This window comes from Rhodococcus sp. 06-1460-1B, from assembly GCF_002258475.1.
Classification (GTDB): Bacteria; Actinomycetota; Actinomycetes; order Mycobacteriales; family Mycobacteriaceae; genus Rhodococcoides; species Rhodococcoides fascians.
Window position 1 is genome coordinate 167,729 of sequence record NZ_NOYS01000030.1, and the last position, 13,402, is coordinate 181,130.

The 13,402-nt window shown below is 65.8% G+C and carries 13 protein-coding genes; 4 read left to right on the top strand and 9 right to left on the bottom strand.

From position 1 onward, the window contains the following. Window positions 1–17 precede the first annotated feature (17 nt). On the top strand, window positions 18–644 hold the full coding sequence (locus tag CH268_RS16755; protein ID WP_027497104.1) for a precorrin-8X methylmutase: 627 nt from the start codon (window positions 18–20) through the stop codon (window positions 642–644). Continuing rightward, complete coding sequence (locus CH268_RS16760; protein WP_094665168.1) at window positions 641–2,134, top strand: precorrin-2 C(20)-methyltransferase; 1,494 nt, start codon at window positions 641–643, stop codon at window positions 2,132–2,134. The genes CH268_RS16755 and CH268_RS16760 overlap by 4 nt, the downstream gene beginning before the upstream one ends. Here the strand turns inward: CH268_RS16760 and CH268_RS16765 are convergent. The 3 genes from CH268_RS16765 to CH268_RS16775 are packed head-to-tail and all read right to left on the bottom strand — an operon-like array spanning window position 2,117 to window position 4,883. Continuing rightward, on the bottom strand, window positions 2,117–2,863 hold the full coding sequence (locus CH268_RS16765; RefSeq protein ID WP_094665170.1) for a cobalt-precorrin-6A reductase: 747 nt from the start codon (window positions 2,861–2,863) through the stop codon (window positions 2,117–2,119). The two genes, CH268_RS16760 and CH268_RS16765, sit on opposite strands and share 18 nt — an antisense overlap. Further along, window positions 2,860–4,152 carry a precorrin-6y C5,15-methyltransferase (decarboxylating) subunit CbiE gene (cbiE, locus tag CH268_RS16770; protein WP_255182420.1) on the bottom strand — a complete coding sequence of 431 codons (1,293 nt, stop codon included), beginning with the start codon at window positions 4,150–4,152 and terminating at the stop codon, window positions 2,860–2,862. Before cbiE ends, CH268_RS16765 begins: the two co-directional genes overlap by 4 nt. Further along, a complete protein-coding gene (locus tag CH268_RS16775) occupies window positions 4,125–4,883 on the bottom strand; it encodes an SDR family NAD(P)-dependent oxidoreductase (protein WP_094665172.1) in 759 nt (252 codons plus the stop codon). The genes cbiE and CH268_RS16775 overlap by 28 nt, the downstream gene beginning before the upstream one ends. Window positions 4,884–4,947: 64 nt before the next feature. Between CH268_RS16775 and CH268_RS16780 the strand changes: the two genes are divergently transcribed. Then, window positions 4,948–5,361 (top strand): TIGR03618 family F420-dependent PPOX class oxidoreductase, encoded by a 414-nt coding sequence (locus CH268_RS16780; RefSeq protein WP_032365855.1) that lies wholly within the window; start codon window positions 4,948–4,950, stop codon window positions 5,359–5,361. On the opposite strand, the gene CH268_RS16785 is transcribed toward CH268_RS16780, so the two are convergent. Further along, a complete protein-coding gene (locus tag CH268_RS16785) occupies window positions 5,358–5,891 on the bottom strand; it encodes a nucleotidyltransferase family protein (protein ID WP_255182421.1) in 534 nt (177 codons plus the stop codon). The genes CH268_RS16780 and CH268_RS16785 overlap by 4 nt on opposite strands. A gap of 50 nt (window positions 5,892–5,941) precedes the next feature. Next, window positions 5,942–7,072 carry a M24 family metallopeptidase gene (locus tag CH268_RS16790; protein WP_032370541.1) on the bottom strand — a complete coding sequence of 377 codons (1,131 nt, stop codon included), beginning with the start codon at window positions 7,070–7,072 and terminating at the stop codon, window positions 5,942–5,944. Between the two features lie 27 nt (window positions 7,073–7,099). On the opposite strand from CH268_RS16790, the gene CH268_RS16795 reads away from it, so the two are divergent. Next, window positions 7,100–8,077 (top strand): 5'-3' exonuclease, encoded by a 978-nt coding sequence (locus CH268_RS16795; protein ID WP_094665362.1) that lies wholly within the window; start codon window positions 7,100–7,102, stop codon window positions 8,075–8,077. Window positions 8,078–8,083: 6 nt separating this feature from the next. On the opposite strand, the gene CH268_RS16800 is transcribed toward CH268_RS16795, so the two are convergent. The 4 genes from CH268_RS16800 to tatA all read right to left on the bottom strand — a co-directional run bounded on the left by CH268_RS16800 (window position 8,084) and on the right by tatA (window position 13,375). Beyond that, a complete protein-coding gene (locus tag CH268_RS16800; protein ID WP_094665174.1) occupies window positions 8,084–9,103 on the bottom strand; it encodes a DUF4333 domain-containing protein in 1,020 nt (339 codons plus the stop codon). A 122-nt stretch (window positions 9,104–9,225) separates the two neighbouring features. Then, window positions 9,226–12,000, bottom strand: coding sequence for a DEAD/DEAH box helicase (locus tag CH268_RS16805; RefSeq protein ID WP_051365148.1), 2,775 nt, complete (start codon window positions 11,998–12,000; stop codon window positions 9,226–9,228). Between the two features lie 27 nt (window positions 12,001–12,027). Continuing rightward, window positions 12,028–12,999 (bottom strand): twin-arginine translocase subunit TatC, encoded by a 972-nt coding sequence (gene tatC / locus CH268_RS16810; protein ID WP_027497094.1) that lies wholly within the window; start codon window positions 12,997–12,999, stop codon window positions 12,028–12,030. A gap of 109 nt (window positions 13,000–13,108) precedes the next feature. Then, complete coding sequence (tatA, locus tag CH268_RS16815; protein ID WP_027497093.1) at window positions 13,109–13,375, bottom strand: Sec-independent protein translocase subunit TatA; 267 nt, start codon at window positions 13,373–13,375, stop codon at window positions 13,109–13,111. Between the last annotated feature and the right edge of the window lie 27 nt (window positions 13,376–13,402).

Below are 13,402 nucleotides of genomic sequence, written 5' to 3' on the forward strand. Positions count from 1 at the left end.
CCCCTATCGTGACACGCATGCACGACTACATCCGTGACGGCGCGGAGATCTACCGCCAGTCTTTCGCAACCATCCGTGCCGAAGCGGATCTGTCTCGGTTCACCCCGGACGTCGCCCAGGTCGTCGTGCGCATGATTCACGCTGTCGGTGAGATCGACCTGACCGAGACGATCGGCTTCACGCCCGACGTGGTGGAGTCCGCCCGAACTGCCCTGCGCGCAGGGGCACCCGTGTTGTGCGACGCCAACATGGTTGCCGCCGGTATCACTCGTCGCCGTCTGCCGGCCGACAACGAGGTGCTGTGCACCCTGTCCGATCCTCGGGTGCCGGATTTGGCTCGGAGTATGGGCACCACGAGAACCGCTGCCGCGCTGGAGTTGTGGGGTGACAAGCTGGGCGGTGCCGTCGTCGCGATCGGAAACGCGCCGACCGCCCTGTTCCACCTCATGGAAATGCTCGCGGCCGGAGCTCCGAAGCCGGCAGCCATCGTCGGCGGCCCGGTCGGATTCATCGGCGCGGCGGAGTCCAAGGAAGATCTGATCGCCGCCGACCTCGGCGTGGAATATCTGGTCGTTCGAGGCAGACGCGGTGGCAGCCCCATCACCGTCGCCGCGGTCAATGCCATTGCGAGCGAACAAGAATGAGCTCCAGCGGAAAGTTGTGGGGAGTGGGCGTCGGCCCGGGCGACCCGGAGTTGTTGACCGTCAAGGCCGCTCGCGTGATCGGCGAGGCCGACGTCGTCGCCTTCCACAGTGCTCGGCACGGTCGCAGCATCTCGCGCGCCCTCGCGGCCGGTTACATGCGCGACGGGCAGATCGAGGAACACCTGGTGTATCCGGTGACCACGGAGGCGACGGCTCATCCCGGTGGGTATCAGGGGGCCATCGACGAGTTCTACGAGTCCGCTGCCGCACGGCTCGCCGCTCATCTCGACGCCGGCCGATCGGTTGTGCTTCTGGCCGAGGGCGATCCACTGTTCTACAGCTCGTACATGCACATGCACAAACGCCTGGCACACCGGTTCGAGGTCGAGGTGGTTCCCGGCGTGACCTCGGTGAGTGCTGCATCGGCCGCACTGGCGACTCCACTGGTGGAGCGCGACGAGGTTTTCACCGTCCTCCCCGGCACCTTGCCGGTGAACGAGCTCACTCGCCGACTCCGCGGCACCGACGCCGCGGTCATCATGAAACTCGGTCGAACCTATCCGACCGTGCTCGATGCACTGGAACGATCCGGCAGGCTCGACGAAGCGCGGTACGTCGAGCGGGCCAGTACAGCCGAGCAACGCGTCCTCGATGCCGCCGACGCGGACAACGTGCCGTACTTCTCGATGATCGTCGTGCCGAGTCCGTCGAATCGAACCGACATGCCCACCAGCACCGGCGAAGTGGTCGTCGTCGGTCTCGGTCCGGGCGACGACGTGTGGACGACGGACGAAGTGCGAGCCGAACTCGCGGCAGCAACCGATCTGGTCGGATACATCACCTACATCGATCGAGTTCCGCAGCGGCCAGGCCAGATTCGGCATGCGAGCGACAACAAGGTCGAATCCGAGCGCGCGGCATTCGCCCTCGACCTCGCCAAACAGGGTCGCCGCGTCGCTGTGGTGTCCTCGGGTGATCCGGGTGTGTTCGCGATGGCGACAGCGGTCATCGAGGTTGCAGCAGAACAGCAGTGGAATTCGGTACCGGTACGCGTGGTCCCGGGAATGACGGCAGCCAATGCTGTTGCCAGCCGCGTCGGCGCGCCGCTCGGACACGACTACGCCGTCATCTCCCTCTCCGATCGCCTCAAGCCCTGGGACGTGGTGGCCCGACGGCTCTCGGCAGTGGCCGAAGCCGACATGGCGATCGCGATCTACAACCCGGCGTCGAAGACTCGCACCTGGCAGGTCGCAGCCATGAAAGATGTTCTGCTCGAACATCGTTCATCGGAGACGCCGGTGGTGATCGGGCGGGCGGTAGGCAGTGCGCAGGAATCGGTGCGCACCGTGACCCTCGGGGAACTCGATCCCGAGTCGATCGACATGCGGTGCCTGCTCATCATCGGCTCCTCGATGACGATGGTGGTGGAGACCGGAAGCGGTCCGAAAGTGTTCACGTCGCGGCGCTACCCGTCAGGGAGTGACGCGTAGGCGTTCGATCAACCACCGAGCGGCGGCATCGACCTCGTCGACCGTCGATGCCGAGATGTCGACGGTGGGTCGCGAGATCATCAGAACGGGAATCGATGCCGATCGCGCCGCGTCGAGCTTGGCGCGGGTCATCGTGCCGCCGCTGTTCTTGGTGACCAGCACGTCTATCCGGTTGTCGGCGAGCATTGCCGACTCGTGCGCGAGGTCGAACGGCCCGCGGCCGAGCTCGAGGGTGGCGCGAGGGGGAACGGCACCGGTCGGTGGATCTATCGAACGAATCAGGAACCACGCATCGGCGACTCCGGCGAAATGGTGAACGCCTTGCCTGCCGATGGTGAGGAACACCCGACTACCCGGTTCTATCGATGCGGCCGCCTCGGGGAGGGATGCCACGGTGGTCCACTGGTCGTCCGTCGACGCGATCCACGGCGGCCGGGTCAGCACGAGATGAGCGACACCGGTTGTCCGAGCAGCGTAGTCGGCATGCGCGGTGATGGTGGCGGCAAAAGGATGCGTCGCGTCGACGAGTGCATCGACGGCGTTGTCTCGAATCCACTGTGCCAATGCGTCGGCACCGCCGAAACCGCCGATCCTGGTATGGCCCGACACCGGCGCCGGCTCGGCGACGCGCCCGGCGAGCGAGGTGATCAACTCGATCCCGGGCACGCCGGCCACGGCGGCCGCGAGTTGCCTGGATTCGGACGTGCCGCCCAGGAGTAGGACCTTCACTGCTCGTCCGCATCCGCCCCGTCGGGCGCACCCCAGGGTTTCGTCACGCACCACTGGGTGACCGGCAGTTGTGGTCGCCAGGTGGTGAAGGAGCCCAACGGCTCACCCCGGTAGATCTGGAACCGGCGCAGCCTGCCGCCGTATCGTGCAGCTGCCGAGAGCAGCAATGAATCCGATTCTGCGGTCACCGAATTGGCGACCAATCGACCACCCGGACGCACGGCCGCCCAGCACCGCTCGATCATGCCCGGCTCGGTCGCCCCGCCGCCGACGAACACCGCGTCCGGAACGCCTGCACTGCCGGGGACCTCGTCGAAAGCTCCGGGCGCAGTGCCGAGCACGGCCAACCCGGGCACCCCCAGCCGTTGTGCGTTGGTCGTGATCTGGTGTCGACGATCCCCGGACGACTCGAATGTCACTGCACGACAGGATGGATCGGTGCGCATCCATTCGATGGCGATCGTCCCCGAGCCCCCGCCGACATCCCATAGGACCTCGCCGGGTTCGGGTGCCAACGCACACAGCGTCAGTGCGCGCACTTCGTGCTTGGTCATCTGACCGTCGCCGGTGTACTGCGAATCGGGCAGGCCCGGAACGCGAGTAAGTCTGATGGCGCTGCGATCTCGAACGCATTCGAGCGCGACGACGTTCAGCGGGTCGGCGTCGGCGAACGTCGAGTCCGATGCCGTCCCCCGGGTGACTCGTTCGGCCGGGCCGCCGAGTTGTTCGAGCACACTCACCGTGCTGGCACCGAAACCGTTGTCACGCAGGAGCGCACACACGTCACCCGGTGTCGAGCTGCCTCGGCTCAGTACGAGAAGTCGACGACCGTGGCCGAGTTCCGGGAGGACGGTCTCGACCGGGCTGTTCACCAGCGACACCGTCGTGGTGTGCGCGAGCGACCAGCCCAGACGCGCACAGGCAAGCGAAACCGACGACGGTGCGGGATACACCCTCAGACGTTCGGCGCCGAATTCGCGAGCCAGGCTCACACCGATACCGTGAAACATCGGGTCGCCACTGGCCAGCACACACACGGTCCGGCCGTCACAGGAGTCGATCATCGGCCGCAGGCTCGGCAGCAACGGACTGGGCCACGCCCGAGCGTCGGCGCACCTGTCCCCCACGCCGGCGAGCTGCCTCGCCGACCCGAAGACGACATCTGCCTGCTCGACCACGACACGTGCGACAGCCGACAGTCCGTTCCAACCGTCCGCGCCGATTCCCACCACTGCGATGGGGTGAGGGTTGGGCTCCGCCATCAGCGCGGCATCCTGCGCCACAGCCATTGCGGAAGCAGTCTCATCGCGAAGAACACCGGCCGAAGAGTGCCGGGGATCCACACCGTCGACTTCCGGCTGCGCAGCGCAGCCACCACCGCGGCGGCCACCTGATCGGGTGTGCTGGACATCGGTGCCGGGTCCATGCCCTCGGTCATCGAACCGATGACGAACCCTGGGCGCGCGAGCAACAGATGAACGCCGCTGTCGTGCAGGGAATCGCTCAGTCCGCTGGCGAAGCCGTCCAGACCCGCTTTGGCCGAGCCGTAGACGTAGTTGGCCCGCCTGACCCGGACACCCGCGACGGACGAGAAGACCACCAGATCGCCGCTCTTCTGCGCCCGCAGTACCTTCGCGGCGTGGGTGAGGACGGAAACCTGGGCCAGGAAGTCGGTCGTGATCACCTCCAGCGCATGCCCGGCGTCGTCCTCGGCGCGCGTCTGATCCCCCAGAATCCCGAACGCCAACACCACGATTCCGATGGGCCCGTGCCGTTCCACGACGGAGCGCAGGATTTCCTCGTGGGTGTCCATGGCGTTCGCGTCGAACTCGACCGCATCGACGGTCGTCGCGCCTGCCTGCAGCACACGTGACCTTTGCGTCGCCAGGTCGGAACTGCGCCGAGCGGCCAGTACGACGGTTCGTCCCGGTGCCAGCCGAGTGGCGACCTCGAGACCGATCTCGCTTCGGCCGCCGAGCAACAACAACGTTCCCGAGGCGGGTTCAGATCGTCTGCTCACGCCGAACAGTCTCTCCGATCGAGCCCCGCTCGTGGCAGTCGGGGCACGTCACTACAGTCGAGTCATGGCCGCTACCCCCGCTGACGCGACTGCCCTCACCGACGAGGCGATCGAATTCCTCACCGAACGGCACCTCGCCACGCTGACGACGTTGCGTCCGGACGGCACGCCCCATGTCGTCGCCGTCGGGTTCACCTACGACGCGGACGCGCACGTCGCCCGCGTCATCACCAACAACGTGTCGCAGAAGGCGATCAATGCCGGCCGCGGTGCCTACGCCGCCGTCACCCAGATCGACGGTGCTCGCTGGCTGACGTTGGAGGGTCCGGCCACCGTTCGTGACGACCACGAGTCGGTCGCCGATGCGGAGAACCGCTATGCCCGACGCTATCGAGTGCCGCGGGAGAATCCGACCCGCGTCGTCGTCGAGATAGCGGTGCGGCGGGTGCTGGGCAGCCGCTCGCTGCTGCGACGCTAGTCGTCCGTCGGCCAGGGTAGAACGGTCAGGTTCGGCCATTCGGTGGTCCACCGCGCGGCCTTCGCCTCGTAGACGTGCCGCATCGGTAATCGCGGATTCGGCCGGACGATCCCGGCGAACAGGTCTTCGAAGCCGTGTGGGGCATAGACGCGGTCCGTACCGTGGGAGTCCACGGTGATTCCGAAACAGCACGTGGTCGACACGAAGTGGTCGATGGCATCCTCGGAGCTTCGGTACGGAGCCAACGTCGCTCCGAAATGCTGCTCGTACCACAGGTGTACACGCGCTTGATTACGCACTTCGACGTCGACCCCGAGGTCGGCGAACACGTCGGCCGCGGTCTCGATCACGTCGTTCTCGGCGGCGTACGACAGATCCGTGTCGTCGAAGTAGAAGAAGTCGTAGTCGCGAATTCCGGCCCCGAGATCTCGGTCGGCGAGGTGATTCCACACGGTTTGGAACAGACCGCCCGCCGTCAGGTACCAACCCGAGAGCCCGAGCTGCGGCGCACGCCGAAGTACCTCGGCCACAATCGGATTCGTCCTGACAACGGAGACGAACTCGGCTCGGCGGCCGTCGGTCACACCGGCAGCACGGCGAGACCGTGGGGGCGGAGGTTGACCGATTCGCACCCGTCCGCCGTCACGACGACGATGTCCTCGATCCTGGCACCCCACTGCCCACGGAAATAGATGCCCGGTTCGATGCTGAACGCCATTCCCTCGGTGAGAGTGATGTCGTTGCCCGCCACGATGTACGGCTCCTCGTGCACCGACAGGCCGATACCGTGTCCGGTGCGGTGCAGGAACGCCTCTCCCAGACCGGCTTCGACCAACACCTCGCGTGCGGCTGCGTCGATGGACTCCGCGCTGACTCCCGGCGACACCGCGTCGACTGCGGCCTGCTGAGCTCGCTCCAGTACCGCGTACCGGGTAGCGACCTCGGCCGAAGGCTCGCCGAGACTGTAGGTGCGAGTGGAGTCCGAGTTGTATCCCGGCGCAACGGGTCCACCGATGTCGACGACGACCACGTCGCCGGCCTCGACGACGCGATCGGAGACCTCGTGGTGCGGATCGGCACCGTGCGGACCGGAGCCGACAATGATGAATTCCGGTGCGGTGTGGCCTTCCTCGACGATCGCCGTCGCGATGTCTGCAGCGATCTGGGCTTCGGTTCGGCCCACTCGGAGCCACTCGCCCATCCGGGCGTGAACCCGGTCGATGGCATGGCCGGCTCGACGCAGAGCATCGATCTCGGCGTCGTCCTTGATCATCCGCAGCTGGCGCAGAACATCTGTCGCCAGCACCGGCACGGTCCCGAAAATCGTTGCCAGCGGCACGAAGTGCAGGGCGGGCATTGCATCGGCGACAGCGGTCTTGCTGCCGGCCGGTACGGCCGCAGCCACGAGCGCGTACGGATCGACGCCGTCCACCCAATCGACGAGCGTCAGTGACAGGTCCCCGGCGGCGGAGTCACCCAGCGCGGCGAGTTCGAGCCGCGGCACGACGATGCTGGGAGTGCTGCCGTCGGCCGGCACCACCAACGCGATGAGACGCTCGAACGAGCTGGCCGTGGACCCGATCAGATACTGCAGATCCGGGCCCGGAGTGATCAGCAGGGCGTCCAAGCCTGCGTCCGACGTCAGGCGGGCCGCGCGCGCGAGCCTGGAGGCGTAGACATCGCTGGGAAAACGAGAAGAATCGACACTCATACCTTCAGGCTAGTGCCGTACGGCAAGATGAGCCCCATGACCACCCCCGGAAAGTCGCCGTTGCTGCTCCTCGACGGCGCGAGCCTGTGGTTCAGGGCCTACTACGCTCTGCCCGAGTCGATTACGGCGCCCGACGGCCGTCCCGTCAATGCCGTGCGAGGTTTCCTCGACATGATCTCGGCCCTGATCACGCGAACCGAACCGAGCCGATTGGCTGTATGCCTCGACCTCGACTGGCGTCCACAGTTCCGAGTGGACCTCGTTCCCTCGTACAAGGCTCACCGGGTTGCCGGCGCCGCGCCGGATGTGGCCGAGAGCGAAGAGGTTCCCGAGACCCTGACGCCACAGGTGGACATGATCGTGGACGTCCTGGCGGCGTTGGGAATTGCCACCGCGGGGGCCGTCGGCCTCGAGGCCGACGACGTGCTCGGAACCTTGGCTGCACAGGAACGACGCGATCCCGTCGTCGTGGTCAGCGGCGACCGAGATCTGTTGCAGGTGGCGGCGGACGAACCGAACGAGGTACGGGTGCTGTACGTGGGTCGTGGCTTGGCCAAGGCAGAACTTTTCGGCCCGGTCGAGGTGGCCGAGCGGTACGGCGTCCCGTTGCACCGCGCGGGAGCGGCCTACGCGGAATTGGCGCTTCTGCGCGGCGATGCGTCGGACGGGCTACCGGGTGTCAAGGGTGTCGGTGAGAAGACGGCCTCCACACTCATGCTGCAGTACGAGTCCGTCGCGGCCCTGCGTGCAGCGGCACTCGATCCGGAGTCGGACATGGCCAAGGGAATTCGGGCGAAGCTGGCCAACGCCAGCGACTACCTCGATGCGGCACTGCCGGTGGTGCGGGTCGTCACCGATGCCGACGTCGTTCTGTCGAGGTCGGACGAGATTCCGGCCGAACCGGCAGATCTCGAGGCACTCGACAAGCTCGCGGAGACCCTGGGAATCAGAAACGCCGTGGACCGCCTCGTCTCGGCGATGGCGGCCACGGCGTCGCAGAATTGACCGGGGCTATTTCGGGAGTGAGACCTCGTAGTCGGCGTCGTCGTTGAGGAACGTCAACGTCACCTTCTTGAACGCCCCGTCGACCGTCAGCGTGCAATCGACGCTGGTGCCGGCCTTGACTTCGATGTTCTGCGGGCACGACACCCCCGACACGTTCGTGGCACCGTAGGACTCGGTCAACACCGTGCGAATACCGTCCTGAGCAGCCGTCGTATCGAGGGTGGTCGTGCGCCCGAACGCAAAGTACAGCACTGCCGCAACCACGGCCACGACGGCGATGACGGAGCCCGCGATGATCAGCGGCTTCTTGGACTGCGCGCCACTGCGACCGGGGCCTCGCTGCTGGCCCGGGAACTGACCGGGGTACTGGCCCGGATACTGCTGTCCGGGATAGTGCTGACCGGGATACTGCTGATTCGGATTCTGCCCGCCCGCGAAGGGAGGCTGCTGACCGTACTGGCCGGCACCGTACTGCCCACTGCCACCGAATTGTTGTGGTGCGTAGGGATTTTGGTAGGCGGCGTCGCCGGCAGGCTGCTGTCCGGCCCCCGGATACGCTGCCCCGTACGGCTGACCCGCCGGGTATTGCGCGGTCGGATTCTGTGCGGTGGGATTCTGTGCGGTGGGATTCTGCGGGTTGTAGCCCTGCGGGTACTGCCCCTGCGGACCCTGAACCTGAGGATTCTGACCCTGGGGATTCTGACCCTGCTGCGGGTAGGGCCCGGCCGGATACGCGCCCTGGGGGTACTGCCCCTGGGGATACCCGCCCTGCGGATAGTGCCCCTGCATAGATTGCCCCTGCGGAGACTGGCCGTATGCGCCTCCGGAAGGTTCGCCGTACTGCGTGGTCGGGGTGCCGGTGGGCGGCGCGTACTGTCCCCACGCCGACGGAGTCGGAGTCTGCGATTCGGACGTCGCCGCAGCTTCGCCGGTGGAAGCTTCCTGCCCGTCCTTCGCGGCACCGTCCTGGTCCGGCGTTCGTGACCAACTGTTGTCGGGGTCGGTCGGACCGTATGGGCCGCTCATCTCGCCTCCACTGAAATCTCGAATCCGTCGGGGGTACAGTATCCCGCTTGTCGCTGCGTCCGCTGTACCGACCCGACAGTCCGGTTTCGGCCCGTCACGCAGCGCCGGTCACGCAGCATCGGTCACGCGGCATCGACGGCCACCACTCCTTGTCGCAGCGCGGCGACGGCACGGGCGGCGGTTCGCGACAGCTCGGGTTCGGGAGCGGCGAGCCGGACCTGGTCGAGCAGGTCGATGACCTGCCGACACCAACGGACGAAGTCGCCACCGGACAGCGCCTTGCCGTTGTCGCCTGCCGCGACCAGTGCGTCGACGAGCGAATGGTCGGAAGCCCACTTGTAGATCGCTTTGACGAAGCCCATGTCCGGCTCTCTGGTCGGTGGCAGTTTGTGCCGAACCTCGTCGGCCCGCAGCTCGTGCCACACCCGCACGGTCTCGGTCAACGCGTGCCTGATGGGTCCGGTCGGGCCGTGTGGGGTGATGTCTCCCTCGGAGCGGGACTCGTAGACCACGGCCGAGACCACTGCGGCCAACTCTGCGGCCGACAATCCCTGCCACAGTCCGCCTCGCAGGCATTCCGCGACCAGAAGATCGGATTCGGAGTAGATCCGGCTCAATCGAGCACCGTCGTCGGTCACCTTGGGATCCTTGCCCGGGGTCACGTAGCCGCGGTCCGCCAGCAAGGCCAGAATGCGGTCGAACGTTCGGGCCAACGAGTTCGTCGTGGCCGACACCTTCTGCCGCATCGACTCGGTCTCCCGGGCCAGCCGGTTGTAGCGTTCGCCGGTTCGAGAGAGTTCCTCACGATCCGGCCGGCTGTGCACCGGATGCGAGCGGATGGCCCGCCGCAGGGTTGCCAACTCCTTGTCGTCGGCGGCGGTCGACTTTCGTCCCACGCGATCGGAGGGCTGGGATATGCCGCGGGTGACCAACGCCGCCGCCAGATCCCGACGGGTCTTGGCGGTGCGGTGATCGACGAACCGTGGCAATCGCATGGAGCCGAGAGGTGTTGCCGGCGTAGGGAAATCGGCAGCGGACAGACGGCCTGCCCATTTGTCCTCGGTCAGCACGAGCGGCCGCGGATCGCCGCGATCGTCGTCCGGTTCGAGTACCACTGCCAGTCCGCTGCGCCGTCCGGACGGCACCGAGATCACGTCGCCGCGGCGCAACGCACGCAACGAGTCGACGGCTTTGTCCCGCCGATCGGACCTGTTCTGACGCTCGAGGGTCTTCTCTCGATCCTTCAGACGCTCGCGCAGTCGCGCGTACTCGAAGTACTCCCCGTCGGGGCCACCGAGCGTTGCGCCGAGCGCCTCCAACGTCTTCATGTTCTTCTCGATACCGCGGACCATGCCGACGACGGACCGGTCGGCCTGGAACTGAGCGAAGGACCGTTCGAGCAACTGCCGTGAATCCGCTGCCCCGAACTGTTCGATCAGATTGATCGACATGTTGTAGGCGGGCGCGAAGGAGCTCCGGAGGGGAAACGTTCGCGTCGACGCGAGTCCGGCCACCTCGGTCGGTTCGGTACCGGGCTGCCACAGCACCACCGCGTGACCCTCGACGTCGATTCCGCGTCGCCCGGCCCGGCCGGTCAGCTGGGTGTACTCCCCCGGTGTCAGCTCCGCGTGCGTCTCACCGTTGAACTTGACCAGCTTTTCGAGCACCACGGTTCGGGCAGGCATATTGATTCCGAGAGCCAGAGTTTCGGTGGCGAACACCGCTCTGACCAATCCCTTGACGAACAGCTCCTCGACGGTGTGGCGGAAGACCGGCAGCATTCCGGCGTGGTGCGCGGCGAACCCGCGTTCGAGCGCATCTCGCCATTCCCAGAAGCCGAGCACTTCCAGATCCTCGCGCGGGAGTTCGGAGGTGTGCTTCTCGACGATGTACCTGATCTCCTCGGCCTGCTCAGGCGTCGTCAGAACCAGCCGCGAACGCATGCACTGAGTCAGGGCCCCGTCGCAGCCTGCACGACTGAAGATGAACGTGATGGCCGGGAGCAGACCTTCCTCGTCCAGCTTGGCGATCACGTCGGGACGAGCCAGCGGACGGTTGGCACCTCCGCCTCCCTGGTGGCCGCCGCGTCCGCCGCCCCCGCTTCGACCTCCGCGTCCTCGACTGTGCGGTGCGTGCCACCGATCCATGGAGTCCAGCGACTGACGCTGCTTGACGTGCCGCACCAGGTCTCGGTCCACGACGACCTTCTGGTGGCCGTCCGGTGACTGTGCTCGGGTGTCGAAGAGATCGAACAACCGACGGCCCACCATGATGTGCTGCGAGAGCGGAACGGGACGGTTCTCGTCCACGACCACCGAGGTGTCGCCGCGAACGGTACTCATCCACGCGCCGAACTCCTCGGCGTTGCTGACCGTTGCGGACAGGCTCACCAGACGCACGTCGTCGGACAGGTGCAGGATCACTTCTTCCCAGACCGCACCTCGGAACCGATCCGCCAGGTAGTGCACCTCGTCCATCACCACGTGCGAGAGCCCGCGCAGTGCGTCGGAGGATGCGTAGAGCATGTTGCGCAGCACCTCGGTCGTCATGATGACGATGGGTGCATCCGGATTGATGGACGAATCACCGGTCAACAGACCGACCGTCTCGCGTCCGTATCGCGCGGTCAACTCGGCGAACTTCTGATTGCTCAGCGCCTTGATGGGGGTGGTGTAGAAGCATTTGCGACCGGCAGCGAGGGCCAGGTGCACCGCGAACTCGCCGATCACCGTCTTGCCCGCGCCGGTCGGGGCGCAGACCAACACCCCGTGACCGTTCTCCAATGCAGTGCACGCATCCACCTGGAAGCGGTCCAACGGAAAACTCAACTCCGCGGAAAACCGTTGCAGTTCAGTGGGTTCTGGCCTGGACCGGGTGTCGACAACAGCCTCGCTCATGGTCGCGCCCCGTCGCTGGGACTCACATCAGATCGTGTCGTCGTACTGTGCCTGTGTTCGGGTCGCAGTGCCGATACCGCCCACCGGCGGTGTCGGTGCGACAGCGTGTGGGGCCTGGATAGAACTTGCGCCTTCGATGCGTGTTGCTTCGTCATCTGACACATCACCCCATTCGTCTCTTCTCTTGCGCAACTTACGCTTGTCGTGAATCCGCGCAATCTGCACTGCCATCTCGAAGAGCACCGTCAGAGCCAACGCCAAGGCCAGCATCGAGAAGGGATCCTGTCCGGGCGTTGCGATCGCCGCGAACACGAACAGTCCGAAGATCAACCCGCGACGCCACGCCTTCAGGCGCTCGTAGGTGAGAACACCGACGAAGTTCAACCCGACGACCAGCAGCGGTATTTCGAAGCTGACACCGAAGATGATCAGAAGATTGATCAGAAAACCGAAGTACTGATCGCCGCTCAGTGCCGTGATCTGGACGTTGTCACCGATCGACAGCAGAAAGTGCAAGCCCTTGGCAACGACGAAGTACGCCAGAATCGCTCCGGTCACGAACAGCGCAGCGGCACCGGTGACGAAGGAGACTGCGTAACGGCGTTCGTTGGCGTACAGGCCGGGAGTGATGAACGCCCAGATCTGGTACAGCCAGATGGGGCAGGCGAGCACGACGCCTGCGGTGAACGCCACCTTGAACCGCAGCAGGAACTGGTCGAACGGGCCGGTGGCGAGCAGGCGGCACTGATCGTCGTTGCTCAAATCCGCACGCAGGCTCGGGTCCAAGGTGCAGTACGGGCCTCGAAGCAGATCGCCGAGGCTTTCGACGCCGAAGATCGTGTGTGAGTACCAGAAGAATCCGAATGCAGTGGTCACCGCGATGGCCAGCAGCGACCAGAGCAGCCGGGTTCGCAGCTCGTACAGGTGATCGACCAACGACATCGTGCCGTCGGGATTGACTCGACGCTTACTGCGCCGTGGATCGAACGGAATGCGCATGGTGTTCTACGGTCAGCCTTCTTCGGTCGGCAGGCGGCACGAGGCCGTCACCGACAGCAGTGAACCTTCGGTGCCGACGCGGCACCGAAGGTGTGCTGAGCGGCGTCGCTCAGGCAGACTTCGCGTCGTGCTGGGGTGTGGTCTCGGTCTGCGCCACGGGTGCCGGCGAGGGCAGCTGAGCGGGTGCGGCCGGCTGCTGTGCAGTCGCGGTATCGGTGTCGGATTTGCCGTCGTTCTGCATCTCCTTGACCTCGCTCTTGAAGATGCGCAACGAGCGTCCGAGTCCACGCGCAGCCTCGGGCAGCTTCTTGGAACCGAACAGAATGATGACGACCACCGCGACGATGGCCCAGTGCCAGGGACTGGTGAATCCCATGTGAACCTCCTGAGATCAGATGAATCG

What these genes read in the sequence shown, in the direction of transcription:
- CH268_RS16755 (WP_027497104.1), top strand. Translation starts at nt 18, where the DNA reads ATGCACGACTACATCCGTGACGGCGCGGAGATCTACCGCCAGTCTTTC.
- CH268_RS16760 (WP_094665168.1), top strand. Translation starts at nt 641, where the DNA reads ATGAGCTCCAGCGGAAAGTTGTGGGGAGTGGGCGTCGGCCCGGGCGAC.
- cbiE (WP_255182420.1), bottom strand. Translation starts at nt 4,152, where the DNA reads ATGGCTGTGGCGCAGGATGCCGCGCTGATGGCGGAGCCCAACCCTCAC.
- CH268_RS16780 (WP_032365855.1), top strand. Translation starts at nt 4,948, where the DNA reads ATGGCCGCTACCCCCGCTGACGCGACTGCCCTCACCGACGAGGCGATC.
- CH268_RS16790 (WP_032370541.1), bottom strand. Translation starts at nt 7,072, where the DNA reads ATGAGTGTCGATTCTTCTCGTTTTCCCAGCGATGTCTACGCCTCCAGG.
- CH268_RS16795 (WP_094665362.1), top strand. Translation starts at nt 7,100, where the DNA reads ATGAGCCCCATGACCACCCCCGGAAAGTCGCCGTTGCTGCTCCTCGAC.
- CH268_RS16800 (WP_094665174.1), bottom strand. Translation starts at nt 9,103, where the DNA reads ATGAGCGGCCCATACGGTCCGACCGACCCCGACAACAGTTGGTCACGA.
- CH268_RS16805 (WP_051365148.1), bottom strand. Translation starts at nt 12,000, where the DNA reads ATGAGCGAGGCTGTTGTCGACACCCGGTCCAGGCCAGAACCCACTGAA.
- tatC (WP_027497094.1), bottom strand. Translation starts at nt 12,999, where the DNA reads ATGCGCATTCCGTTCGATCCACGGCGCAGTAAGCGTCGAGTCAATCCC.
- tatA (WP_027497093.1), bottom strand. Translation starts at nt 13,375, where the DNA reads ATGGGATTCACCAGTCCCTGGCACTGGGCCATCGTCGCGGTGGTCGTC.